Raw genomic sequence first — 22,309 nt, forward strand, 5'->3', positions numbered from 1 at the left:
TCCGTACCGGACGCCTGCGCCACCAGCGGGAGCGTCCGGTACGGGATCTGCTCCACCAGGGCGATTACCGTCGTGGCGCGCTCGACGCCCTCGCTCGCGAGGACCCGGTCGATGACCCCTTGCAGCTCCGCGTTCGTGCGCGCCACGATCCTGCACACCATGTCGCCCACCCCCGTCACCGTGTGCGCCTCCAGCACCTCCGGGATCCGCGCCAGCCGCCCCGCCATGTGCTCGTGCCCCACCGCCTGCCGCAGCTCCAGCGTCACGAACGCCGTCACCGGGTAGCCCAGCGCCGCCGGGTCCACCCGCGGCCCGAAGTCCCGCACCACCCCCCGCGACGCCAGCTTGTCGAGCCGCGCCTGCACCGTCCCGCGCGCCACCCCGAGCCGCCGCGAGCACTCCAGCACCCCGATGCGCGGCTCGGCCTCCAGCAGCGCGATGAGCCGCGCGTCGAGCCCGTCGATACCCGTCTGACTGGTCATATCGTCCAGTCTACGACCAGTTCCACTGGTACTTCTGCGCAAGTTGCGCATCGAAAACGGCGCGACTTGCCCAGTAACCGGATCTGCACCATGATCGGGGCCACAGGCCCGGCGAGACCCGCCGGTCCCGCACTGGTCAGCGACCCGAGGAGGCCGTCATGGTCGACACCGCCCACCGCAACGAGACCCCCGAGGCCGACCCCGGCCTGGTCGGGGCCGTCGAGCACGACATCCGCGAGGACGCCTTCCCCATCAAGGGCTGGGACCACGTCCGCTTCTACGTCGGCAACGCCCGCCAGGCCGCCCACTACTACTCGACCGCCTTCGGCATGACCCTCTTCGCCTACCGCGGCCCCGAGCAGGGCCACCGCGAGCACGCCGAGTACGCCCTCAAGTCCGGCGGCGTCACGTTCGTCCTCGCCGGCGGCGTCACCGCCGAGTCCGAGGCCTCGAGGCACTACGCCCGCCACGGCGACGGCGTCATCGAGGTCGCCCTCGAAGTGCCCGATGTGGACAAGAACTACGAGCACGCGGTCGGCCAGGGCGCCATCGCCGTCGAGGAGCCGCACGACGTCACCGACGAGCACGGCACCATCCGCCGCGCGGTGATCGGCACCTACGGCGAGACCCGGAACGTCCTCATCGACCGGTCGAGGTACACCGGCCCGTTCCTGCCCGGCTTCGTCGCCGCCGAGCCCATGGTGAAGCCGCCGGAGAAGCGCTTCTTCCAGGCGATCGACCACATCGTCGGCAACGTCGAGCTCGGCCGGATGCGCGAGTGGGTCCAGTACTACGAGCGCGTCATGGGCTTCACCAACATCGTCGAGTTCGTCGAGGACGCGATCGCCACCGAGTACTCGGCGCTCATGAGCAAGGTCGTCGCCAACGGCAACCGCAAGATCAAGTTCCCGATCAACGAGCCCGCCGAGGGCAAGAAGAAGTCCCAGATCGACGAGTACCTCGAGTTCTACGGCGGCCCCGGCGTCCAGCACATCGCGCTGGCCACGAACGACATCCTCGCCGCCGTCGACGCGATGCGCGAGCGCGGCGTCGAGTTCCTGGAGGCCCCCGACGCCTACTACGAGGACCCCGAGATGCGCGAGCGCATCGGCGAGGTCCGCGTCCCGATCGAGGAGCTCCAGAAGCGGCGCGTCCTGGTCGACCGCGACGAGGACGGCTATATGCTCCAGATCTTCACCAAGCCGCAGCAGGACCGGCCTACGGTGTTCTACGAGATCATCGAGCGCCACGGCTCGCTCAGCTTCGGCAAGGGCAACTTCAAGGCCCTGTTCGAGGCCTTGGAGAAGGAGCAGGCCAAGCGCGGCAACCTGTAACGGAGCGGACCATGCAAGCACCACGCGGCACCGACCTGCACTGCCGCACCTGGGAGGCCGAGGCGGCCTACCGGATGCTCCAGAACAACCTCGACCCCGAGGTGGCCGAGCGCCCCGACGACCTGGTCGTCTACGGCGGCACCGGGAAGGCCGCGCGGAGCCGCGAGGACCTGGCCGCGATCCTGCGGACGCTGGAGACGCTCGCCCCCGACGAGACGATGCTCGTCCAGTCGGGGCGGGCGGTCGGCGTCATGCGCACCCACGAGTGGGCCCCGCGCGTGCTCATCGCGAACTCGAACCTGGTGCCCGACTGGGCCACCTGGCCCGAGTTCCGGCGCCTCGAGTCGCTCGGCCTGACCATGTACGGGCAGATGACGGCCGGCTCGTGGATCTACATCGGCACGCAGGGCATCCTCCAGGGCACCTACGAGACGTTCGCGGCCGTCGCCGCGAAGCGCTTCAAGGGCACCCTGAGGGGGACGCTGACGCTGACGGCCGGGTGCGGCGGCATGGGCGGGGCCCAGCCGCTCGCGGTGACCATGAACGACGGGGTGTGCCTCATCGTCGAGGTCGACCCCGAGCGGCTGGAGCGGCGCCTGCGCACCCGCTACCTCGACACCGTGGCGGCCGACCTGGACGACGCGATCGCGCAGGCCCTGGCCGCCAAGCGCTCCGGCGAGGCCAGGTCGATCGGCCTGGTCGGCAACGCCGCCGAGGTCCTGCCCGAGATCCTCGCCCGCGGCGTGGAGGTCGACATCGTCACCGACCAGACCTCCGCGCACGACCCTCTGTCCTATGTGCCCGCCGACGTCTACTACCGGGACGCCGCCGAGGCCGCCAAGGCCGACCCGAGCGCCTACACCGACCGTGCCCGCGAGTCCATGGCCCGCCACGTGGAGGCCATGGTCGGCTTCCTCGACGCCGGGGCCGAGGTCTTCGACTACGGCAACTCGATCCGCGGGGAGGCCCTCGAGGGCGGCTTCGAGCGCGCCTTCGCCTTCCCCGGCTTCGTGCCCGCCTACATCCGGCCCCTGTTCTGCGAAGGCAAGGGCCCCTTCAGGTGGGCGGCGCTCTCGGGCGACCCGGCGGACATCGAGGCCACCGACCGGGCGGTGCTCGACCTCTTCCCCGAGAACCGGTCGCTGCACCGCTGGATCTCCCTCGCCCGCGACCGGGTCGCCTTCCAGGGCCTCCCGGCCCGGATCTGCTGGCTCGGGCACGGCGAGCGGGACCGCGCGGGCGTCCGCTTCAACGAGATGGTCGCCGATGGGACCTTGAAGGCCCCCATCGTGATCGGCCGCGACCATCTCGACTGCGGCTCGGTCGCGAGCCCGTACCGCGAGACCGAGTCCATGAAGGACGGATCGGACGCGATCGCGGACTGGCCGCTGCTAAACGCCCTCGTGAACACCGCGTCGGGCGCCAGCTGGGTCTCGATCCACCACGGCGGGGGCGTCGGCATCGGCCGCTCGATCCACGCCGGGCAGGTCACCGTCGCGGACGGGACGCCGCTCGCGGCCGAGAAGCTCGAGCGGGTCCTGGCGAACGACCCCGCCATGGGCGTCGTCCGCCACGTCGACGCCGGGTACGCCGAAGCCGAGGAGATCGCCGAAACCCACGGCATCCGCATCCCGGTCAGGGAATCCTGAGAACGAGGGGCCGCCCCGGGCGGCCCGGCGAGGGGACCGGGGCGCTGCCGCCCGCGGATCGACGAGTGAACGGGGACGACATGGACGGCGCCGACTTCAGGCGGCTGTGGGACGAGCTGGCGAACATCGGTCCGGCCGACACCGGCGGCTACCTGCGATTCTCCTGGAGCGACGCCGACCTGGCCTGCCGCGACTGGTTCCGCGCCCAGGCCGCGGCGCGCGACCTGCGGCTGGAGACCGACCGCAACGGCAACCTCTACGCCCGCTGGGACGCCTCGCCGCCGCCCGGGGAGCCGAACGACGGCCGGGCCGTGCTCACCGGCAGCCACTTCGACTCGGTCCCGCACGGCGGGGCCTACGACGGCCCGCTGGGCATCGTCTCGGCCTTCCTCGCCGTCGACCGCCTCCGCGCCGAAGGCGCCGAACCCAAGCGCCCCATCGTCGTCGCCGCGTTCACCGAGGAAGAGGGCGGCCGCTTCGGCGTCCCCTGCCTCGGCTCGCGCCTCATGGCGGGCGTCGTCGACCCCGAGCGGGCCCGCCGCCTCACCGACCCGGGCGGCACCACCCTCGCCGAGGCCATGCGCGCCGCCGGGGCCGACCCCGACCTGCTGGGCCCCGACCCCGACCGGCTCGCGGGCACGGCCGCGTTCGTGGAGCTCCACATCGAGCAGGGCCGGCACCTCGACGAGGAGGACGCGCCGGTCGGCGTCGCGAGCGCGATCTGGCCGCACGGGCGCTGGCGCCTCGACTTCACCGGCGAGGCCGACCACGCCGGGACGACGCGCCTGCCCGACCGGCGCGACCCGATGCTCACCTTCGCGTTCGCGGTCCTCGCCGCCCGCAAGGAGGCCCGCCTCGCCGGAGGCCTCGCGACGGTGGGCCGGGTGGAGGCCGAACCGAACGCCACCAACGCGATCGCCGCGCGCGTCACCGCCTGGCTCGACGCCCGCGCCCCCGACGAGGCGGTCCTCGACGAGATCCTCCGCGGCTTCGAGTCCAAAGTGTCCGAACGGGCGGGCCGCGACGGCACCGGCTTCGCGATCGCCCCCGAGTCCGAGACGCCGATCGTCGAGTTCGACGGCGCGCTGCGCGACCGGATCGCCGCGCTCCTCGGCGGCGCGCCGGTCCTCCCCACCGGGGCGGGCCACGACGCGGGCGTGCTCGCCGCCCATGTGCCCACCGCGATGCTGTTCGTGCGCAACCCCACCGGCGTCTCCCACGCCCCGCGCGAGTCGGCGACCGACGAGGACTGCGCCGCGGGCGTCGAGGCCCTCGCCGCGGTCCTGCGGGACCTGGCGTGCTGACCTACTGGGCCGAGCACGCCTGGCTGCCCGGCGGCCCGGCCGCGGCGGTCGGCCTCGACGTCGCCGACGGGCGCATCGCCGCCGTCAGGCCCGGCGCCGAGCGCCGCGGCGAGATCCTCGGCGGCATCACCCTGCCGGGCTTCGCGAACACCCACTCCCACGCGTTCCACCGGGCCCTGCGCGGGCGCACCCACGGCGGCACCGGCACGTTCTGGACCTGGCGCGAAGGCATGTACCGGCTCGCCGCGCGCCTGGACCCCGACGCCTACTACCGGCTCGCCCGCGGCGTCTACGCCGAGATGGCCCTCGCCGGGATCACCTGCGTCGGCGAGTTCCACTACCTCCACCACGCGCCCGGCGGGCGCCCGTACGCCGACCCGAACGCCATGGGGGAGGCCCTGATCCAGGCCGCCGCCGACGCCGGTATCCGCATCACCCTCCTCGACGCCCTCTACCTCGCGGGCGGTTTCGACCGGCCGCTCGAGGAGTCCCAGCGCCGCTTCGGCGACGGGACCCTGGAGGCCTGGCTCGGCCGCGTCGAGAAGCTGGACCCGGGGCCGCACGCGGTGATCGGCGGCGCGGTGCACTCGGTGCGGGCGGTGCCCGAGGAGACCATCGCCGCGTTCGCCTGCTCGACCGAGGGCCGTCCCGTCCACGCGCACCTCTCGGAGCAGCGGGCCGAGAACGCGGCCTGCCGTGCGGCGCACGGGTGCACGCCCACCGAGCTGCTGGAGCGCTGCGGGCTCCTCGGCCCCGACCTGACCGCCGTCCACGCGACCCACCTGGCGGGCCACGACATCGAGCTGCTGCGCGGTTCGCGCACCACGGTGAGCCTGTGCCCCACCACCGAACGGGACCTCGCCGACGGGCTCGGCCCCGCGCACGCCCTCGCCGAGGTCGGCGTGCGGCTCTCCCTCGGCACCGACAGCAACGCCATTGTGGACATGTTCGAGGAGGCCCGCGCCGTGGAGATGCACGAGCGGCTCGTCAGCGAGGAGCGCGGCCGCTTCGCCGTCGAATCCTTGCTGGCGATGATGACCGCGCACGGGAGCCTCGGCTGGAGGGACGCGGGCGCCATCGAGGCCGGCGCCCGCGCCGACTTCGCGACCGTGTCGCTCTCGACGCCGCGCACCGCCGGGATCGACCCGTCCGGCGTGGTCTACGCCGCGACGGCCGCCGACGTCACGGACGTGGTCGCGGACGGACGCCGCATCGTCAAGGACGGCAGGCACACCGCGATCGACGCGGCCGCCGAGCTGACCGCCGCGATCGGAGGACTGTGGACATGAGGACAAGGCAGTGCGGACGTGTTGCGGCGCAGGCATGCCGCCCACGCGGCGCCCGGTGGTGCCCGGCCTTGAACAGGAGGCGCATGAAGCAGGCCGGACGCGGTGAGCCGCAGGCGTTCCGCGCATCCGCCGGTCTCCGGCGCTCGACCCCGAGTCGGCATCACGCAAGGCGATGCGGATACGTTGCGCTGCAAGAACTCCGTTCGCTCAGCGTCCCGCGACACCCGGTCTCGTGCCTCAGGTGGTCGTCATGAGCCTCCTCATCGACCGCATCGGCGAGCTCTTCACGGCCGATCCCGAGCTCGGCGTCCTCCACGACGCCGCGCTCGTGGCCGACGGCGGCCGGATCTCCTGGATCGGCCCCCGGTCCCTGGCGCCCGAGGCCGACGAGCGCCTCGACGCGGGCGGCCGGGCCGTCGTCCCCGGCTTCGTCGACAGCCACACCCACATCGTCTTCGCGGGGGACCGCACCGCCGAGTTCGCCGCGCGCATGGCCGGCGAGCCCTACACCGGCGGCGGCATCCGCACCACCGTCGCCGCCACCCGCGCCGCCACCGACGCCGAACTCCGCGCCGGGGCCGAGTCCCGCCTGGTCGAGATGGCCCGCCAGGGCACGACCACCGTCGAGATCAAGTCCGGGTACGGCCTCGACACCGCCCAGGAGGCCCGCGCGCTGCGCATCGCCCGCCGGCTCACGCCCGAGACCACGTTCCTCGGCGCCCACACCGTTCCCTCAGGCGCCGACGGCGTCCTGAACGACGCGGACGAGTACACCGCGCTCGTCTGCGGCGAGATGCTCGACGCCTGCGCGCCCCACGCGAAGTGGATCGACGTGTTCTGCGAGCGCGGCGCGTTCGACGGCGACCAGGCCCGCGCGGTCCTCACCGCGGGCGCCGCGGCCGGGCTCGGGCTCCGGGTGCACGCCAACCAGCTCACCGCCGGGCCCGGCGTGCGGCTCGCCGTCGAGCTCGGCGCGGCCTCGGCCGACCACTGCACGCACCTGGCCGACGCCGACGTGGACGCCCTCGCGTCCGGGTCCACCGTCGCGACGCTCCTGCCGGGCGCCGAGTTCTCCACCCGCTCGCCGTACCCGGACGCGCGGCGGCTCCTCGACGCGGGCGCGCGCGTCGCGCTCGCCACCGACTGCAACCCCGGCTCCTCGTACACCAGCAGCATGGCCTTCTGCATGGCGCTCGCGGTGCGCGAGATGGGCATGACGCCCGCCGAGGCGCTCACCGCCGCCACCGCCGGGGGCGCGGCGGCGCTGCGCCGCACCGATGTCGGCCGCCTCGCCGTCGGCGCGAGCGCCGACCTGGTCGTGCTCGACGCCCCCTCCCATGTCCACCTGGCCTACCGGCCGGGCGTCCCGATGGTCCGGAACGTCGTCAGGCGGGGCGAACCCCTCGTGTCGCGTCCGAGTGAGGAGCAGTGATGTCCACCGTCCACATCAAGCCGGTCCCGGTCTCCCCTGACGAGGTGCTCGCGGTCGCCCGCTCCCGGGCCCGCGTCGTGATCGGCGCCGAGGCCCGGGAGGCCATGGCCCGCAGCCGGGAGCTGGTCGACGCGATCGAGCGCGAAGGGCGCCCCGTCTACGGCGTCTCGACCGGTTTCGGGGCCCTCGCCAACACCTTCGTCGAGCCCGAGCGCCGAGCCGAGCTCCAGCACGCCCTCATCCGCTCCCACGCGGCCGGGGTCGGCGACCCGATGCCCGTCGAGGTCGTGCGCGCGATGATGCTGCTGCGCGTGCGCTCGCTCGCCATGGGCCGCTCCGGGGTCCGCCCCGAGGTGGCGGACGCGCTCGCGGCGCTGCTCAACGCCGACGTCACCCCGTGGGTGCCGCGCCACGGCTCCCTCGGCGCCTCGGGGGACCTCGCGCCGCTCGCGCACTGCGCGATGGTGCTGCTCGGCGAGGGCTGGGTGCGGGCCGAGGACGGGACCCGGACCGACGCGGCGCCGGTCCTCGAGCGGGCGGGCCTGACGCCGATCACGCTGTCGTCCAAGGAGGGCCTGGCGCTCATCAACGGCACCGACGGGATGCTGGGGATGCTGCTGCTGGCCGTGGAGGACCTGCGGCACCTGCTGGTGATGGCCGACGTGTGCGCGGCGCTGTCGAACGAGGCGATGCTGGGCTCGGACCGCCCGTTCCAGCCCGAGCTCCACGAGATCCGCCCGCAGCCGGGGCAGGCGAAGAGCGCGGCGAACATCCACCGGCTGCTCCAGGACTCCGAGGTCATGGACTCGCACCGCAACGACACGGCGCACGCGGTGCAGGACGCGTACTCGATGCGCTGCGCCCCGCAGGTGGCGGGCGCGGCGCGGGACGTGCTCGACCACGCGGCGGCGGTGGCGGCCCGGGAGCTCCTGTCGGTGGTCGACAACCCGGTGGTCCTGCCCGACGGCAGGGTCGAGTCCACCGGGAACTTCCACGGCGCCCCGCTCGGCTACGCGGCCGACTTCCTGGGGATCGCGGCGGCCGACGTCGGCTCGATCTCCGAGCGCCGCGTGGACCGCCTCCTGGACGTCACCCGCTCCCGCGGGCTGCCCGCGTTCCTCAGCCCCGACCCGGGGGTGAACTCGGGGCTGATGATCGCGCAGTACACGGCGGCGGGGATCGTGGCCGAGAACCGGCGGCTGGCGGCCCCGGCGTCGGTCGACTCGGTCCCGACCTCGGGGATGCAGGAGGACCACGTGTCGATGGGCTGGGCCGCGGGCTGCAAGCTGCGGACGATCGTCGACAACCTCGGGGCGCTGCTGGCGGTGGAGCTCCTCGCGGGCGTGCAGGGGTTGCAGCTGCGGCAGCCGCTCATCCCGAGCCCGGCCGCGCGGGCGGCGATCGCGGCGGTGGCCCCGATCGCGGGCAAGCCGGGCCCGGACCAGTTCCTGGCCCCGGTGATCGAGCAGGTCAAGGCCCTCGTCGAGGGCCCGCACCTGCGGGCCGAGATCGAGGCGGCCGTCGGCCCCCTCGCCTGATATAGCGAATACGCTATACTCGGCTTGTGAAGGACGTGAACTCCGTCGACCGCCTGCGGACGGCCCGACTCGCTCTCGGGCTGTCCCAAGCGGCTGTCGCCGCTCGCATCGGCACGACGCAGTCCGCCATTGCCAGACTGGAGTCCGGCGACACCGATCCGCGCCTCAGCACGCTTGAGCGTTTCGCGGAAGTCGTAGGCGTGACTCTGGCGATCCGGCCTGCGGCTGACAGCGGTCCTTCAATGGAGTCGACCGCAGTCGCAATCCGGCGGTCGCTCTCGAACGGCGATCCGAACGAGGCGCTTCGGCATGTGATCCAGTTCCTCGACGACGTCCGAAGCGTCGATCCCGCGGCGGTCCGCCGGTCGATGCGAGTCGAACCCGACACCACCGGCGACAAGCGATGGGACGCGCTGCTCGCGGGCATCGCCGAGTACGCAAGCCTCCGGGCCCGGATCCCGGTCCCCGGGTGGGCGACTGCACCGGGGCGGTTCCTCAAGCGTTTCTGGTTCGTCATCGAGGACCTGCTGGGCCGCCCCGCTCCGGGCCTCGCCACCCTGTCGTTCGCCGACTCGCCGCCTGAGCTGGCGAATCGCGGCGTCTTCCTCGACCGATCCTCGTTGGAGAGCGTATGAGCCTGCTGGACCGCGAAGCGATCATCGAACTGCTCACCGAAGTCGGCGCCGAACTGGACGCCGCGGGGGAACGAGCGGACCTCTTCCTGGTAGGAGGCGCGGCGATGGCGTTGGCTTACAACACCAGGCGCGCGACCCGCGATCTCGATGCCGTGTTCGAGCCGAAACAGGTCGTCTACTCGGCCGCGCGCAAGGTCGCCGAGCGCCACGGCCTCGCAGAGGACTGGCTCAACGACGCGGTCAAAGGCTTCCTGCCCGGTGACGACCCGAACGCCACACTGCTCTTCGAGAAGCCGGGCATCGCGGTGCGGGTGGCCTCGCCCCGCTACCTGTTCGCGATGAAGGCTGTCGCCGCCAGGGTCGGGCGGGACTCCGAAGACCTCCAGCAGCTCTACCGGCTCGCGGGCTTCGCCTCGGTCGAAGAGGCGCTCAGCGGTGTCGAGGAGTTCTACCCGCCGCACCTGCTCAGCCCGAAAACCGAGTTCCTGGTGCGCGAGTTGCTCTCCTGAGGACCGCGGTCAGGCCTGGAGGAGGTCCTGCGCCGTCGCCAGGTAGCCGTTCATCTCCTCCTGCCAGGCGAAGACCTCCGGCTCGTTCTCGAGCATCCGGCCGATCCGCATCGCCCGCCACTGCTCCTGACCCGCCTCGCGGTAGCCCGTCTCGTCCGCGCACGCCGCGAAGTCCTCCGCCAGGGCGACCTCCGTTGCGAACGCGGTGTCGTAGTCGTACGGCGCGTCGCCCGGCACCTCCGGCATGAGCGCCAGCTGCCAGTCCGGCAGGGGGTCGAACTCGATCCCGGCGTTCGCCGGGTCCTGCGGGTAGAGCGCGTGCAGGTAGAAGGACGTGTCGACGTAACCCTCGTCGTTGAAGTCCCAACCGGGGTTCCCGCCCTCGTCGAGGCAGGTCAGGAACGCCGTCTCCTCCGCGCGCACCAGGTCCCGCCAGGTCCGCACGTCGTCCTCGGGGGCCCAGCCCTCGTACAGCGGATTGGCCGTGCCCCACTCCCAGACGACGTAGTGGTCGCCCTCGTCGGGGCTGACCCACCGCTCCGGCTCGCCGTAGACCGCGCGGTGGACCTCCCCGTCGCACCCGCCGGGCTCGGGCCGCTGGAGCTGCTCCGCATCGGTGTCGGCGCCCCGCCACTCGACGACCTCGACGCCGTAGTAGGCCCGCTCCCAGGCCTTCCGCTCCTCGGCCGAGAGGTCGTAGAAGGCCCCTTCCATGGTCTCGTAGTACTCCTCCATGTACTCCGGGGTCTCCTCCTCCGGGGCGAGGTCGCTCCCGTCGTAGGTCTGGGCCCAGACCATGAAGCCGTTCTCGGCGGCCTCCTCGGCGGTCGGGACGTGGTCGACCGGGGCCGCGAAGTCGAGCGCCTGGTCGGCCTCGGCCTGGGGCCACACGAACAGCTCGGCCTCGTCGTGGACGGTGAACCCCTTGTCCTCCATGCACCGGCGCAGGAGCCGCGAGGTGATCTCCTCGAGTTCGTGGCCGACCTCGCCCGCCTCGGCGAGCGCGGCCAGCAGGCGCTCCTCGTCGGTGCCGTCGGCCTCCATCCCGAGGTCGACCTGGTCTTGGATCGGGTCCGAGGAGGCCGCCTCGCCGGAGCATCCGGCGAGCGCCAGGGCCGCCGCGCAGACGAGGGGCAGGAGATCGCGTCGCATGACGACAGGACGCCGAGGACCCCGCCTCGGGTTGCGCCACATCGGAAGCCTCCGTTGCGCCGCGCCGCTGCGGCGATGCTCTAATTGGGGGCCGAGCGATCTGGAGGGCCGATGACCGCGACACCGAGTGCCGCAGACGGCGTGCACGCGTACCTCGCCGTGCAGGTCGAGGCGCTGCACCGTCACCGGGGGCCGGTCGTCGACCGCGAACCCGACGCCGTGCACCGGATGCGCGTCGCCACGCGGCGCCTGCGCTCGCTCCTGACGGCCTACGCGGGCCTGTACGCCGAGCTGCCGCTCACGCGCCGGCGCCTGCGCTGGCTCGCCGACGAACTCGGGAAGGTCCGCGACCTCGAGGTGCTGCGGACGCGCTTCGCCAAGCGCCTGGGGGACGAGCGCCCCGACTGGTTCGCGGCGCTGGTCGAGCAGGAGCGGCTCGCGTACGGGCCGCTGGTGCTGGCGTGCGAGCGGGAGCGCACGACGAAGCTGCTCGCGGCCGCCGCCACGCTCGCCGAGTCGCCGGTCTTCACGCCCGCCGCGGCGCGGCCGGCCGAGGAGGTCCTCGCCCCGGTCGTGGAGGCCGCCCGTCGGGACATGCTGCGGGCGCTGGCGTCGATCCCCGGCGCCGCCGACCCCGACGAGGCGCGCCACCGGGCGCGCAACGCCGCCAAGCGGACCCGCTACGCGGCCGAGGCCGCGGCGGTCCTCGGCGAGCCCGCCGAGGCGATCGCGGACGAGGCGAAGCGCATCCAGAACCGCTTCGGGCGCTGCCAGGACGACATCGTCGCCATCAGGTACCTCGAGGCCCACGCGCCCGGCAGCGCACTGCTCGAGGACGAGCGCCGCCGCCACGCCAAGCACTTGGCCCGCGTCGAGGCGATGCTGGAGTCGGCCTGAACCTGCGGGGCGCGTCCGGCCGGCGCCGATGACGGCCGTTGCGCCCTGAACCGTTCAGAGTCCCGAGAGCTTCTGCCCGGCGCGGATGACCGCCATGCCGAGCCGGTCGCCGGGGCGCCGTCCGAGGCGCTCTATGGGGCCGGACACCGAGATCGCGGCGACGACGCGCCCGGTCTTGTCGCGCACGGGGGCCGAGACGCTCACGACGCCGGCCTCGCGCTCGGCGACCGACTGCGCGAAGCCGCGGCGGCGGACCTCGGCGAGGGTCTTGGAGGAGAAGCGGCACTTGGGCAGCAGCGGCAGGATGCCCTCGGGGGGCTCCCACGCCAGCAGCACCTGCGCTCCCGAACCGGCGGTCATGGGCAGGGCCGCGCCGATCGGGACGGTGTCGCGCAGCCCGGAGGCGCGCTCGGCGGCTGAGACGCACACGCGCTCGTCGGCGCGCCTGCGGTACAGCTGCGTGGATTCGCCGGTCTGATCCCGCAGGAGGTTCAGGACCGGTTCGGCGGCGCTGAGGAGGACGTCGGCCGTCGACCCGGCGAGCTCGCCGAGCTTCGGGCCGGGACGCCAGCGCCCCTCGTGGTCGCGTTGCAGCATCTCGTGGGCCTCCAGGGCCTGCGCGAGGCGGTGGGCCGTGGCCCGGGGGAGTCCCGTCTCGTGCACGAGCTCAGCCAGGCTGGCGCCGTTGGTGCAAGCCGTGAGGATGAGCACCGCCTTGTCGAGTACGCCGACTCCGCTGATAGTATTCGTTCTCACGAGCTGAACACTACCTCCCATATTTCGAGAAGTCCAATGACTGGGAACAGAGATGTCACGTACACCACATGAAGCTGAGGAAACGCGACCGCGCACCCTCGCCGAAAAGGTCTGGGACGCCCACGTGGTACGCACGGGCGGCCAGCAGCCTGACCTGCTCTACATCGACCTCCACCTCCTGCACGAGGTGACCAGCCCCCAGGCCTTCGACGGCCTGCGGCAGGCCGGGCGCAAGGTCCGCCGCACCGATCTGACGATCGCGACCGAGGACCACAACACGCCCACCGACAACCTCTTCACCATCGCGGACCCGACCAGCCGCAAGCAGATCGAGACGCTCCGCACCAACTGCGAGGAGTTCGGGGTCCGCATCCACTCCCTGGGCGACGCCCAGCAGGGCGTGGTCCACGTCGTGGGACCCCAGCTGGGACTCACCCAGCCGGGCATGACGGTCGTCTGCGGCGACTCGCACACCTCCACGCACGGCGCCTTCGGGTCGATCGCGTTCGGCATCGGCACCAGCGAGGTCGAGCACGTGCTCGCCACGCAGACCCTGCCGCAGGCCAAGCCGAAGTACATGGCCGTCACCGTCAACGGCTCCCTGCCCGAGGGCGTCTCCGCCAAGGACCTGATCCTCAAGATCATCTCCGTGACCGGCACCGGCGGCGGCAAGGGCCACATCGTCGAGTACCGCGGCCAGGCCGTCGAGGAGCTCTCGATGGAGGGCCGCATGACGGTGTGCAACATGTCGATCGAGTGGGGCGCCAAGGCCGGCCTCATCGCGCCCGACGCGAAGACCGCCGCCTACGTCCAGGGCCGCCCGCACGCGCCCCAGGGCGAGGACTGGGACGCCGCCGTCGCGTACTGGGACACGCTCAGGACCGACGAGGGCGCCGTCTTCGACAAGGAGATCGTCATCGACGCGGCCTCCCTGAGCCCGTTCGTCACCTGGGGCACCAACCCCGGCCAGGGCGTCGAGCTCGCCGGCAGCGTCCCCGACCCGGCCGACTTCGCGGACCCGATCGCGCGCACCACCGCCGCGAGCGCCCTGGAGTACATGGGCCTGGAGGCGGGCACGCCGATGCGCGAGGTCGCGGTCGACGTGGTCTTCCTCGGCTCGTGCACCAACGGCCGCATCGAGGACCTGCGCACCGCCGCCGACGTCATCAAGGGCCGCAAGGTCGCCGACGGCGTCAACATGATGGTCGTGCCCGGCTCCGCGAAGGTCCGCGAGCAGGCGATCGAGGAGGGCCTGGACCGGGTCTTCATCGAGGCCGGCGCCGACTGGCGCTTCGCGGGCTGCTCGATGTGCCTGGGCATGAACCCGGACCAGCTGACCCCGGGCCAGCGGGCCGCCTCCACCTCGAACCGCAACTTCGAGGGCCGCCAGGGCAAGGGCGGGCGCACCCACCTGGTCAGCCCGGCCGTCGCCGCGGCCACCGCCGTCACGGGGCGCCTCGCCAGCCCCGCGGACCTGTAGAGGGAGGAACCATGGACAAGTTCACGACCCACACCGGGACCGCGGCGCCGCTGCGCCGCTCCAACGTCGACACCGACCAGATCATCCCGGCCGTGTACCTCAAGCGGGTCACCAAGACCGGCTTCGAGGACGGCCTGTTCGCCGAGTGGCGCGAGGACGAGAAGTTCCTGCTCAACCAGCCCGAGTACCGGGACGCCACGATCCTGGTCACAGGGACCGAGTTCGGCACCGGCTCCTCCCGGGAGCACGCCGTCTGGGCCCTGAAGGACTACGGGTTCAAGGCGGTCATCGCCCCCCGTTTCGGCGACATCTTCCGCGGCAACTCGCTCAAGAACGGTCTGTTGACTGTGGAACTGCCCGAGGCCGCCGTCGAGGAGCTCTGGCACCGCGCCGAGGTCCACCCGGAGGCCGAGGTCACCGTGGACCTGGTCGAGTGCGAAGTCCGTGCGGGGGACCGCACCTGGGGCTTCGAATTCGACGAGTTCCTGCGCTGGCGCATGATGGAGGGCCTCGACGACGTGGCCCTGACCCTCCGCGACGAGGGCAGGATCGCCGCGTACGAGTCGAACCGGGACGCTTGGCGGCCTAGGACTCTCCCCGCTGCTGCATAGGTTCGGGAGTCCGATCCAGTTAGCCCTCACGTACGGAGCCGGTGGCGTCGCCACCGGCTCCAGGCGTGTTCGGGTCCCTCCCAACGGGGTTGCGAGCGTCGATTTCGGGCGGCCGAATAAAAATTCCTTGCGACACAACAGGTCGATTTTCGCGGAAACAGTTGCGTTCGCTTTCGAAACGTCATAACGTGCGCTTAACAAGCTGGTATGGCTCCAGAACCTTATCGGGAGGGTAGGACTCGTGAACAAGGCAGAGTTCGTCGATCGGATCGCCGCTCGCACTGGCGACCGGGCCGCTGCGAAAGAAGTCGTGGATGTGGCGATCGACGAGATACAGCGCGCGGTGGTGAAAGGGGAGAAAGTCTCCTTCGCCGGTTTCGGTGTCTTCGAGAAGCGCGCGCGGGCCGCTCGCATGGCGCGCAATCCGCGCACCGGCGAGGCGGTCAAGGTCAAGAAGACCGTGGTCCCGGCGTTCCGACCGGGCACGGGCTTCAAGGAACTCGTGACCGGCAAGCGCAAGGCGGCCAAGTCCGCGGCCAAGAAGACGGCCGCGAAGAAGACCGCGAAGACCGCGAAGACCGCGCCCGCCAAGAAGGCCACCACCAAGAAGACGGCCGCGAAGAAGACCACGCGCGCCGCCTCCGCGACGGGCCGCTCCACGGCCACGAGCCGCGTGGCCGCCAAGAAGACCGCGGCGAAGAAGACCACGGCCAAGAAGGCGTCCACCGCCAAGAAGGCCGTGCGCAAGACCGCCGCGAAGCCCGCGGCCAAGAAGACCGCGGCGAAGAAGACCACGAAGCGCGGACGCAGCTGATGCCGCGGCCCCGAACCGGTTCGGGGCACGGTGGAGCACCCGTCCGACGCGCACGGGGAAGAGGGCATTCGGGATCCACCTGAGTGCCCTCCACGCTTTCCGGGTCCCGGACTAGCGCGCGCCGCCGCCGAAGACCTCGGCGGTGAATCCATTCGCGAACTTCTCCTCTGGATCGATGCGTTCGCGGAGTTTCTCGAAGTCGCCCATTCGCGCATAACGCGAACGGACCTCTTCAATCGGCATTGAAAACAATTTGCCCCAATGCGGGCGCGCAGAGAACGGTTCCAGTGCCGCCTCGACCGCGGCCATCACCGGACGCACCGCGTCGTACTCCCGCACCCATGTGAAATGCAGGCCCACGGTGTCGCGCCCGTACGCCGGCGAGAGCCACAGGTCGTCCGAGGCCATCGTGCGGACCTCGTTGATCTGCGTGACCGCGGCGAGCCGGTCCCCGAGCCGCGCGAGCGCCTCGAGCGCCGCGGGCGCGTCGATCCGGTCGATCAGGTACTCCGACTGGAGCTCCTCGCCCACCGAGGGCGTGAACTCGAACTTGAAGTGCGGCAGCCGCTCGTGCCAGGGCCCGGTCTGGCCCTGCTGCACCGTGCACGCGGCCGGGTCGACGCCCGGGATCGGGTGCCGCGGCCCGGGGGCCAGCGGCGCCCCGAACCAGTTCGCCCGCGGGAACGGGTGGGTCTGGTCGGCGGTGCGCTGCTTGACCCAGAACTGGAACGTCGGCGCCGCCCCCCAGGAGGTGAACATGCTGGTGCTGTAGGCGGAGGCGGTCAGCTCGTCGAAGTTCGCCACCGCCGCGTCGAACGGCAGGTCGTCGTAGACGTACTGGCGCATCTCGAACGCCGGCACGAGGTCCAGCGTCACGGTGTGGACCACGCCCAGGGACCCCAGGTGGACCACCGAGCCGGCGAAGTCGGCGTCGCCGCGCCTGACGGTCCGCAGCTCGCCGTCCGGGCCGATGAACTCGATCGCGGCCACCGCCGTGGCCAGGTTGCCGCTGCGGTCGCCCGAGCCGTGCGTGCCGGTGGCGATCGACCCGGCGACCGAGATGTGCGGCAGGGACGCCATGTTGTGGAGGGCGAACCCGGCCCGGTGGACGGCCGCGCTGAGCGCCGCGTAGGTGATCCAGCCGGAGACGCGCACCGTGTCGTTGAGGATGTTGATGTTCGCCTCGGGCTCGATGCCGGCGAGCGAGAGCATCACCGCGTCGGTGTCCGCGATCGCGTTGAACGAGTGACCCGAGCCGAGCACCCGCAGGCGCGGGGCGGCCGCGACGATCTCGCGGGCCTCGTCGAGCGTGGCGGGCCGCTCGAAGCGGCTGGGGGAGAAGCGGATGTTCCCGGCCCAGTTGTGCAGGTCGGTGGGGGCGCTGTCCGGCACTGGCGTCTACCTCCTTGTGCGCGCGGCGGCGCTCGAATCCGATGGCGGACGCAACCCTAGCGCGCGGCGGGGACCCGGTCGGCGCGGTGACCGGCGGTCGGGACGGGGAGTGGCACGGACCCCAGAGGGCCGCGGCGAGCGGGAACGCGGACCGCCAGCCCGGCCCCTCCGGGCCGCTACAGCCGCTCGACGCCGACCAGCCGCTGCCCCGACAGGGACAGCACCCACGCCTCGCCGGGCCTGGTGGACACGTCGGGGGTCTCCACGCCGTCCTCGTCGGCCAGGATCGCGACCGTGTCGCACACGACTTCGGGCTCGGCGCAGACGATCGCGGCACCGCCGCCGCCCGCCAGCTCCCGCACCCGCGCCGCCGAGCGCCCCGGGCTGCGCCCGTGCGCCCCGGTGTCGAACACCGCGTCCCCGCCCAGGCGGCATCGCACCGCCTGCGCGATCGGCTCCACGGTCTGCACGCTCGCCCGGCCCGTGGCGCTGAAGGCCCGGTCCGGCTGGTACAGCGACGCCAGCGCCGCCAGGCGCACCGCCTGGTCCCGCCCGCGCGCGCTCAGCGGCCGGGTCACCTCGGGCCCGTCCCAGTCCCGCTCGACCTCCGCGGGGGCCACCAGCAGGACCGTGGCGGTCACCGGCGGCAGCGCCGAGAACGCCTTGAGCACCTCCTGGTCCCTCGGGCGCGTCAGCTCCAGCCGGGCCTCGGCGAGGGTCATCCAGCGCCGCTCGCCGATCTCGTCGTCGGCGGTGAAGACCGCGTCGGGCTTCTCGGTGCGCATCGACCAGTAGTCCACGTGCTTGAGCACGTCCCCCTGCGGGTTCGGGAGCACGTACGAGGAGCGGCACAGCCACAGCTGCGGGATGACCGGGATGCCGGTCTCCTCCTCGACCTCGCGGCACGCCGCGGTGAGGGCGTGCTCGCCGGGGTCCAGCTTGCCCTTCGGCAGCGACCAGTTGCCGACCTTGGGCCGCCACACCGCGACCACCTCGGCCAGGCCGCGCTCGCCGTTGCGCCACAGCAGGCCGCCCGCGGCGGCCACCCGCCTCTGCTCCTCGTTCAAGACAGTGCTCCGTTCATGACAGCGCCCTGTTCGCGAAGGGTCCCGCTCACGACTCATACGGTACTGGGAACCGCCCAGTCGCGGGTAGTGCGCCACCCGTGCGGAGGAGCTACGGCCGCATGGTGACGATGCGGACGGCGACGACCTTCTCGGCGCCGTCGCCGTCCGCGCCCCACTCGATCGCGACGCGCTGCCCGGGCCGCAGGAAGCGGTGCCCGGAGACGGCGAAGGCCGCCGCGTCGAAGGCGACGCGGCGGCCCGCCAGCTCTGGAGGACTGTCGAGGACGACCTCGCCGGAGGCGTCCTCGTTGAAGTTCGAGACGGTGCCCTGCATGGGTTCAGCATGGACCAAGCGGCCCCCGAACGCCAGCGCGCACCTTCGGGCGATGGGCTACTTGCGGATCTGGGTGCGGCCGGGGCCGCCGCCGAGGGCCTGCTTGGCCTTGAAACCGAGGAAGACCAGGCCGCCGACGACCGCGGCCACGAGGGCGATCTTGATGAGCACGCCGAGGCCGGCCAGGACCCAGCCGATGACGGTCGCCACGAGCCAGATCGCGACGATCGCGCCGCCGAACAGGGCCGCGAGCCAGCCGAAGAGACGCCAGTTCATGTCACTCACTCCGAGTCAGGTCGTATTCCAGCCGACCCGTCCGGTCGGCAAGTTAGATGTCATTGTGACTCTATGATGACATCATAGTCGATCCGGCGCAAGCCGCGGCACCCCGCGCCGCCTGCCGCCCGCCGACTCCCCGCGCGGCGCGTACCTGGGGGTTCACGCGGCGTGAGCTGAAGCCCCGCGACCGGGAGTCGAACCCCACCCTTTGCTTCCCGTCGCAGCACCGGAGCGGGCCGGGCGTTAGAGTGCAGTGCACTGACGATCCCGTACACGACGGCACCGGCTGAGTCGACCCGCGACTCGCGACCACCGCCACGGGGGCCCGAGCCCCCGTGAGCCCGCCGAGAAAGCGAGCCACCAGGTGACCGAGCCGACGCCCGAGGCGCAGTACACCTTCCGCCGCGCCGGCGGCGACTCCTTCCGGCCCGACATCCGCCTCTACGCCAACATCGTCAAGGGCGCGATGCTCACGCTCACCAGGCGCGACTGGGCGGGCATGGAGCACGTGCCCCTCAAGGGCCCCGCGATCCTGGTCTGGAACCACTACTCCGACATCGACCCGCTCGTCATCGTCCACTACGTGTACAACGCCGGCCGCCACCCCCGGTTCCTCCTCAAGGAGTCGATCCTGCGCATCCCCGTGGCCGGCCCGCTCGTCCGCAGCACCGGCCAGATCCCCGTCAAGCGCGGCAGCGCCGAGGCCGCCGACTCCCTCCGCGTCCTCCGGCGCGAACTCGCCGAAGGGCACGTGGTCATCATGTCCCCGGAGGGCACCGTCACCAAGGAGCCCGACCGCTGGCCCATGAAGGGCAAGACCGGCGTCGCCCGCCTTGCCCTCGAGTCCGGCGCCCCCGTCGTCCCCATCGTCCAGTGGGGCGCCCTCGGCATCCACGACCGCAGGCGCAGCCCCAAGTTCAAGCTCGGCCGCAAGCCGGTCACGGTCCGGGCCCTGCCGCCCGTCGACCTCTCCCCGTGGCTGGGCCGGGAGGCGAGCCGCGAGGACCTCGCCCAGGTCACCGACCGCATCATGGAGTCCCTCCGCGCCGGCCTCGCCGAGATCCGCGGCCAGGAGGCGCCCCCCTTGTTCGACCCCCGGCAGCAACGACCCGAAGAAAGCGAGCCGACCGAGTGAGAGCAGCCGTCATGGGCGCCGGGTCCTGGGGGACCGTGTTCGCCAAGATCCTCGCCGACGCCGGGACCCCGGTCACCCTGTGGGCCAGGCGGCAGTCCATCGCGGACGCGGTGAACGCCGAGCACCGCAACCCCGACTACTTCCCCGACATCGACATCCCCGCCCTCGTCTCGGCCACGGCCGACCCGGCCGAGGCCCTGGAGGGCGCCGACCTCGTGGTCCTGTCGGTCCCCAGCCAGACCCTCCGCGGCAACCTCGCCGCCTGGGCCGGGCGCCTCGAGCCGCACGCGACCCTCCTGAGCCTCATGAAGGGCATCGAGCTCGGCTCCACCCAGCGCATGACCGAGGTCATCGCCGAGGCCACCGGCGCGGCCGAGTCGCGCATCGCGGTCCTGTCGGGCCCCAACCTCGCCCTCGAGATCGCCCAGGAGCAGCCGACCGCCTCGGTCGTCGCCTGCATCGACCACGGCCGGGCCGTCGACGTCCAGAAGGCCGTCACCACCGCCTACTTCCGCCCGTACACCAACACCGACGTGGTCGGCTGCGAACTGGGCGGCGCGGTCAAGAACGTCATCGCGCTCGCCTACGGCATGGCCGCCGGGATGGGCATGGGCGACAACACGAAGGCCACGATCATCACCCGCGGCCTCGCCGAGACCAGCCGCCTCGGGATGCGCCTGGGCGCCGACCCGACCACGTTCGCCGGCCTCGCCGGCCTCGGCGACCTCGTCGCCACCTGCTCCTCGCCCTTGTCGCGCAACCACACCTTCGGCGAGCAGCTGGGCCTGGGCGCGAGCCTGGAGGAGGCCGCCCGCGTGACCAGGCAGACCGCCGAGGGCGTCAAGAGCTGCCGGTCGATCACCGACCTCGCCCGCAAGGTGGGCGTCGAGATGCCGATCTGCGACGCTGTGGAGCGGGTCTGCCACGAGGGGCTCGACCCCCGGGCCGCGGTCGCCGAGCTCATGGGGCGCGAGACCAAACCAGAAACCGACAGTTTGAGGTCCGACAATGACTAAACCGACCGTCGCCGTGTTCTTCGGCGGGCGCAGCGTGGAACAGCCCGTCTCCGCCGCCTCCGGCTCCGGTGTCGCCAAGGCGCTGCGCGAGCGGGGTTTCGACGTCACCACGATCGGCATCACGCGCTCCGGCGAATGGGTGCAGCTGCCCGACGGCGCCGCGTTCGCGATCGAGTCCGCCGACGCGCTCCCGGAGGTCACGGCCGAGGCCGGCAAGTCCGTCGCGATCGACCTCGGCCCGGGCGCGCAGCCGGTGGCCGACGTCCTCTTCCCGGTCCTGCACGGGCCCTTCGGCGAGGACGGCACCATCCAGGGCCTGTTCGAGATGGCCGGTATCCCCTACGTGGGCTCCGGCGTGCTCTCCAGCTCCCTGTGCATGGACAAGGAGTTCAGCAAGCGCCTCCTCGCCGCCGAGGGCGTCCCGCAGGGCGCGTTCGCGGTCCTCAAGCCGGGCGAGGAGCTCGACGCCGAGGCCGTCATCGCCAGGCTCGGCCTGCCGGTCTTCGTCAAGCCCGCCCGCGCGGGCTCCAGCCTCGGCATCAGCCGCGCCAAGTCGGCCGCCGAACTCGCCGAGGCGGTCGCGAAGGCCCGCGAGGTCGACGACAAGGTCGTCTTCGAGGCGGCCTTCATGAACGCCCGCGAGATCGAGATGGGGGTCCTGGAGACCCCCGACGGCGGCCTCGAGGTCACCTTCCCCCTCGAGGTGCTCGCCAAGGGCGAGGACGGCTGGTTCGACTTCGACGCGAAGTACCTCGACAACCCCGAGCCGTTCAACCTGCACCCGGACTACCCCGAGGGCGTCGCCGAGCAGGCGCAGGCCCTCGCGCGGAAGGTCTTCCGGCTGCTGGACTGCCGCGACCTGGCCCGCGTCGACTGCTTCCTGGGCGAGGACGGCCAGGTGTTCCTCAACGAGGTCAACACCATGCCGGGCATGACCCCGATGAGCGGCGTGCCGCAGGCCTTCGCGGCTGCGGGCATCGAGTACGGCGAGCTCGTAGAGCGCCTGGTCACTCTCGCCGCGGCCCGGGTGGGCGGCGGGAAAGACGCAGCGTAACCTGGTCACGAGCTTTAACTTGCTTGATTGTTCTTGCTCGAACAAGCTTGGACATGCATGTTGAGGTGACCGCATCACCGTGTGCGCGCCAGGCCCTGAGGACTCTCAGGTGCACTCCTGAGCGCGCTACACTCACGCGTTTCTGCACGT

The 22,309-nt window shown here is 72.2% G+C and carries 21 protein-coding genes and 1 pseudogene; 15 read left to right on the forward strand and 7 right to left on the reverse strand.

Annotated features, from left to right (window positions below):
* Positions 1-8: 8 nt before the first annotated feature.
* Positions 9-482, reverse strand: a pseudogene (locus tag LO763_RS03015) (Lrp/AsnC family transcriptional regulator); the annotation flags it as partial.
* A 158-nt stretch (positions 483-640) separates the two neighbouring features.
* Here LO763_RS03015 and hppD point away from each other — a divergent pair.
* The 8 genes from hppD to LO763_RS03055 all read left to right on the forward strand — a co-directional run bounded on the left by hppD (position 641) and on the right by LO763_RS03055 (position 10,172).
* On the forward strand, positions 641-1,816 hold the full coding sequence (gene hppD, locus LO763_RS03020) for a 4-hydroxyphenylpyruvate dioxygenase (RefSeq protein WP_230600477.1): 1,176 nt from the start codon (positions 641-643) through the stop codon (positions 1,814-1,816).
* Positions 1,817-1,827: 11 nt separating this feature from the next.
* A complete protein-coding gene (hutU, locus tag LO763_RS03025; RefSeq protein WP_230600478.1) occupies positions 1,828-3,465 on the forward strand; it encodes a urocanate hydratase in 1,638 nt (545 codons plus the stop codon).
* A gap of 80 nt (positions 3,466-3,545) precedes the next feature.
* Positions 3,546-4,769, forward strand: coding sequence for an allantoate amidohydrolase (locus LO763_RS03030; RefSeq protein ID WP_255671719.1), 1,224 nt, complete (start codon positions 3,546-3,548; stop codon positions 4,767-4,769).
* Positions 4,763-6,058 (forward strand): formimidoylglutamate deiminase, encoded by a 1,296-nt coding sequence (locus LO763_RS03035; protein ID WP_230600480.1) that lies wholly within the window; start codon positions 4,763-4,765, stop codon positions 6,056-6,058. Before LO763_RS03030 ends, LO763_RS03035 begins: the two co-directional genes overlap by 7 nt.
* A 250-nt stretch (positions 6,059-6,308) precedes the next feature.
* On the forward strand, positions 6,309-7,490 hold the full coding sequence (hutI, locus tag LO763_RS03040) for an imidazolonepropionase (protein WP_230600481.1): 1,182 nt from the start codon (positions 6,309-6,311) through the stop codon (positions 7,488-7,490).
* The gene (gene hutH, locus LO763_RS03045; RefSeq protein ID WP_230600482.1) at positions 7,490-9,028 is read left to right on the forward strand and encodes a histidine ammonia-lyase; all 1,539 of its coding nucleotides are present in this window, start codon (positions 7,490-7,492) and stop codon (positions 9,026-9,028) included. The genes hutI and hutH overlap by 1 nt, the downstream gene beginning before the upstream one ends.
* 26 nt (positions 9,029-9,054) lie before the next feature.
* Positions 9,055-9,663 (forward strand): helix-turn-helix domain-containing protein, encoded by a 609-nt coding sequence (locus tag LO763_RS03050; RefSeq protein WP_230600483.1) that lies wholly within the window; start codon positions 9,055-9,057, stop codon positions 9,661-9,663.
* Positions 9,660-10,172, forward strand: coding sequence for a DUF6036 family nucleotidyltransferase (locus LO763_RS03055; protein ID WP_230600484.1), 513 nt, complete (start codon positions 9,660-9,662; stop codon positions 10,170-10,172). The genes LO763_RS03050 and LO763_RS03055 overlap by 4 nt, the downstream gene beginning before the upstream one ends.
* A 9-nt stretch (positions 10,173-10,181) precedes the next feature.
* Here the strand turns inward: LO763_RS03055 and LO763_RS03060 are convergent, their stop codons facing one another.
* Positions 10,182-11,324, reverse strand: a complete 1,143-nt coding sequence (locus tag LO763_RS03060) for a hypothetical protein (protein WP_230600485.1) — start codon at positions 11,322-11,324, stop codon at positions 10,182-10,184.
* 111 nt (positions 11,325-11,435) lie between these two features.
* Between LO763_RS03060 and LO763_RS03065 the strand changes: the two genes are divergently transcribed.
* Positions 11,436-12,221: a CHAD domain-containing protein gene (locus tag LO763_RS03065; protein WP_230600486.1), complete on the forward strand. Its 786-nt coding sequence runs from the start codon at positions 11,436-11,438 to the stop codon at positions 12,219-12,221.
* Positions 12,222-12,275: 54 nt separating this feature from the next.
* Here the strand turns inward: LO763_RS03065 and LO763_RS03070 are convergent, their stop codons facing one another.
* Positions 12,276-12,962 carry an IclR family transcriptional regulator gene (locus LO763_RS03070; RefSeq protein WP_230600901.1) on the reverse strand — a complete coding sequence of 229 codons (687 nt, stop codon included), beginning with the start codon at positions 12,960-12,962 and terminating at the stop codon, positions 12,276-12,278.
* 67 nt (positions 12,963-13,029) lie between these two features.
* Here LO763_RS03070 and leuC point away from each other — a divergent pair, with 67 nt between their 5' ends.
* The 3 genes from leuC to LO763_RS28670 all read left to right on the forward strand — a co-directional run bounded on the left by leuC (position 13,030) and on the right by LO763_RS28670 (position 15,882).
* A complete protein-coding gene (gene leuC, locus LO763_RS03075) occupies positions 13,030-14,457 on the forward strand; it encodes a 3-isopropylmalate dehydratase large subunit (RefSeq protein ID WP_255671642.1) in 1,428 nt (475 codons plus the stop codon).
* A gap of 11 nt (positions 14,458-14,468) precedes the next feature.
* Complete coding sequence (leuD, locus tag LO763_RS03080) at positions 14,469-15,068, forward strand: 3-isopropylmalate dehydratase small subunit (RefSeq protein ID WP_230600488.1); 600 nt, start codon at positions 14,469-14,471, stop codon at positions 15,066-15,068.
* Positions 15,069-15,309: 241 nt separating this feature from the next.
* Entirely contained in the window at positions 15,310-15,882 is a 573-nt protein-coding gene (locus LO763_RS28670) for an HU family DNA-binding protein (protein WP_369431903.1), read from the forward strand.
* Positions 15,883-15,993: 111 nt separating this feature from the next.
* Here the strand turns inward: LO763_RS28670 and LO763_RS03090 are convergent, their stop codons facing one another.
* The 4 genes from LO763_RS03090 to LO763_RS03105 form a co-directional block, all read right to left on the reverse strand.
* Positions 15,994-17,274 (reverse strand): D-arabinono-1,4-lactone oxidase, encoded by a 1,281-nt coding sequence (locus LO763_RS03090; RefSeq protein ID WP_230600489.1) that lies wholly within the window; start codon positions 17,272-17,274, stop codon positions 15,994-15,996.
* Positions 17,275-17,450: 176 nt separating this feature from the next.
* On the reverse strand, positions 17,451-18,341 hold the full coding sequence (locus tag LO763_RS03095) for an NUDIX domain-containing protein (protein WP_230600490.1): 891 nt from the start codon (positions 18,339-18,341) through the stop codon (positions 17,451-17,453).
* Positions 18,342-18,450: 109 nt separating this feature from the next.
* Positions 18,451-18,675 (reverse strand): cold-shock protein, encoded by a 225-nt coding sequence (locus tag LO763_RS03100; protein ID WP_230600491.1) that lies wholly within the window; start codon positions 18,673-18,675, stop codon positions 18,451-18,453.
* A gap of 57 nt (positions 18,676-18,732) precedes the next feature.
* The gene (locus LO763_RS03105) at positions 18,733-18,951 is read right to left on the reverse strand and encodes a hypothetical protein (RefSeq protein WP_230600492.1); all 219 of its coding nucleotides are present in this window, start codon (positions 18,949-18,951) and stop codon (positions 18,733-18,735) included.
* A gap of 367 nt (positions 18,952-19,318) precedes the next feature.
* Here LO763_RS03105 and LO763_RS03110 point away from each other — a divergent pair, with 367 nt between their 5' ends.
* From LO763_RS03110 to LO763_RS03120, 3 genes are read left to right on the forward strand one after another with little or no spacing between them, the layout of a single operon-like run.
* Positions 19,319-20,089, forward strand: coding sequence for a lysophospholipid acyltransferase family protein (locus tag LO763_RS03110; RefSeq protein ID WP_230600493.1), 771 nt, complete (start codon positions 19,319-19,321; stop codon positions 20,087-20,089).
* Between the two features lie 11 nt (positions 20,090-20,100).
* Entirely contained in the window at positions 20,101-21,105 is a 1,005-nt protein-coding gene (locus tag LO763_RS03115; protein ID WP_255671727.1) for an NAD(P)H-dependent glycerol-3-phosphate dehydrogenase, read from the forward strand.
* Complete coding sequence (locus tag LO763_RS03120) at positions 21,098-22,159, forward strand: D-alanine--D-alanine ligase family protein (RefSeq protein WP_230600495.1); 1,062 nt, start codon at positions 21,098-21,100, stop codon at positions 22,157-22,159. Before LO763_RS03115 ends, LO763_RS03120 begins: the two co-directional genes overlap by 8 nt.
* Positions 22,160-22,309 lie beyond the last annotated feature (150 nt).

Origin of the sequence: Glycomyces amatae, from assembly GCF_020991375.1 — a bacterium.
GTDB classification, from domain to species: domain Bacteria; phylum Actinomycetota; class Actinomycetes; order Mycobacteriales; family Micromonosporaceae; genus Glycomyces; species Glycomyces amatae.

Coding starts and splice junctions, on each gene's coding strand:
- hutU (WP_230600478.1), top strand. CDS start 1,828: ATGCAAGCACCACGCGGCACCGACCTGCACTGCCGCACCTGGGAGGCC.
- hutI (WP_230600481.1), top strand. CDS start 6,309: ATGAGCCTCCTCATCGACCGCATCGGCGAGCTCTTCACGGCCGATCCC.
- LO763_RS03120 (WP_230600495.1), top strand. CDS start 21,098: ATGACTAAACCGACCGTCGCCGTGTTCTTCGGCGGGCGCAGCGTGGAA.
- LO763_RS03065 (WP_230600486.1), top strand. CDS start 11,436: ATGACCGCGACACCGAGTGCCGCAGACGGCGTGCACGCGTACCTCGCC.
- LO763_RS03060 (WP_230600485.1), bottom strand. CDS start 11,324: ATGCGACGCGATCTCCTGCCCCTCGTCTGCGCGGCGGCCCTGGCGCTC.
- LO763_RS03100 (WP_230600491.1), bottom strand. CDS start 18,675: ATGCAGGGCACCGTCTCGAACTTCAACGAGGACGCCTCCGGCGAGGTC.
- hppD (WP_230600477.1), top strand. CDS start 641: ATGGTCGACACCGCCCACCGCAACGAGACCCCCGAGGCCGACCCCGGC.
- leuC (WP_255671642.1), top strand. CDS start 13,030: ATGTCACGTACACCACATGAAGCTGAGGAAACGCGACCGCGCACCCTC.
- LO763_RS03030 (WP_255671719.1), top strand. CDS start 3,546: ATGGACGGCGCCGACTTCAGGCGGCTGTGGGACGAGCTGGCGAACATC.
- LO763_RS03115 (WP_255671727.1), top strand. CDS start 20,101: ATGGGCGCCGGGTCCTGGGGGACCGTGTTCGCCAAGATCCTCGCCGAC.
- leuD (WP_230600488.1), top strand. CDS start 14,469: ATGGACAAGTTCACGACCCACACCGGGACCGCGGCGCCGCTGCGCCGC.
- LO763_RS03055 (WP_230600484.1), top strand. CDS start 9,660: ATGAGCCTGCTGGACCGCGAAGCGATCATCGAACTGCTCACCGAAGTC.
- LO763_RS03105 (WP_230600492.1), bottom strand. CDS start 18,951: ATGAACTGGCGTCTCTTCGGCTGGCTCGCGGCCCTGTTCGGCGGCGCG.
- hutH (WP_230600482.1), top strand. CDS start 7,490: ATGTCCACCGTCCACATCAAGCCGGTCCCGGTCTCCCCTGACGAGGTG.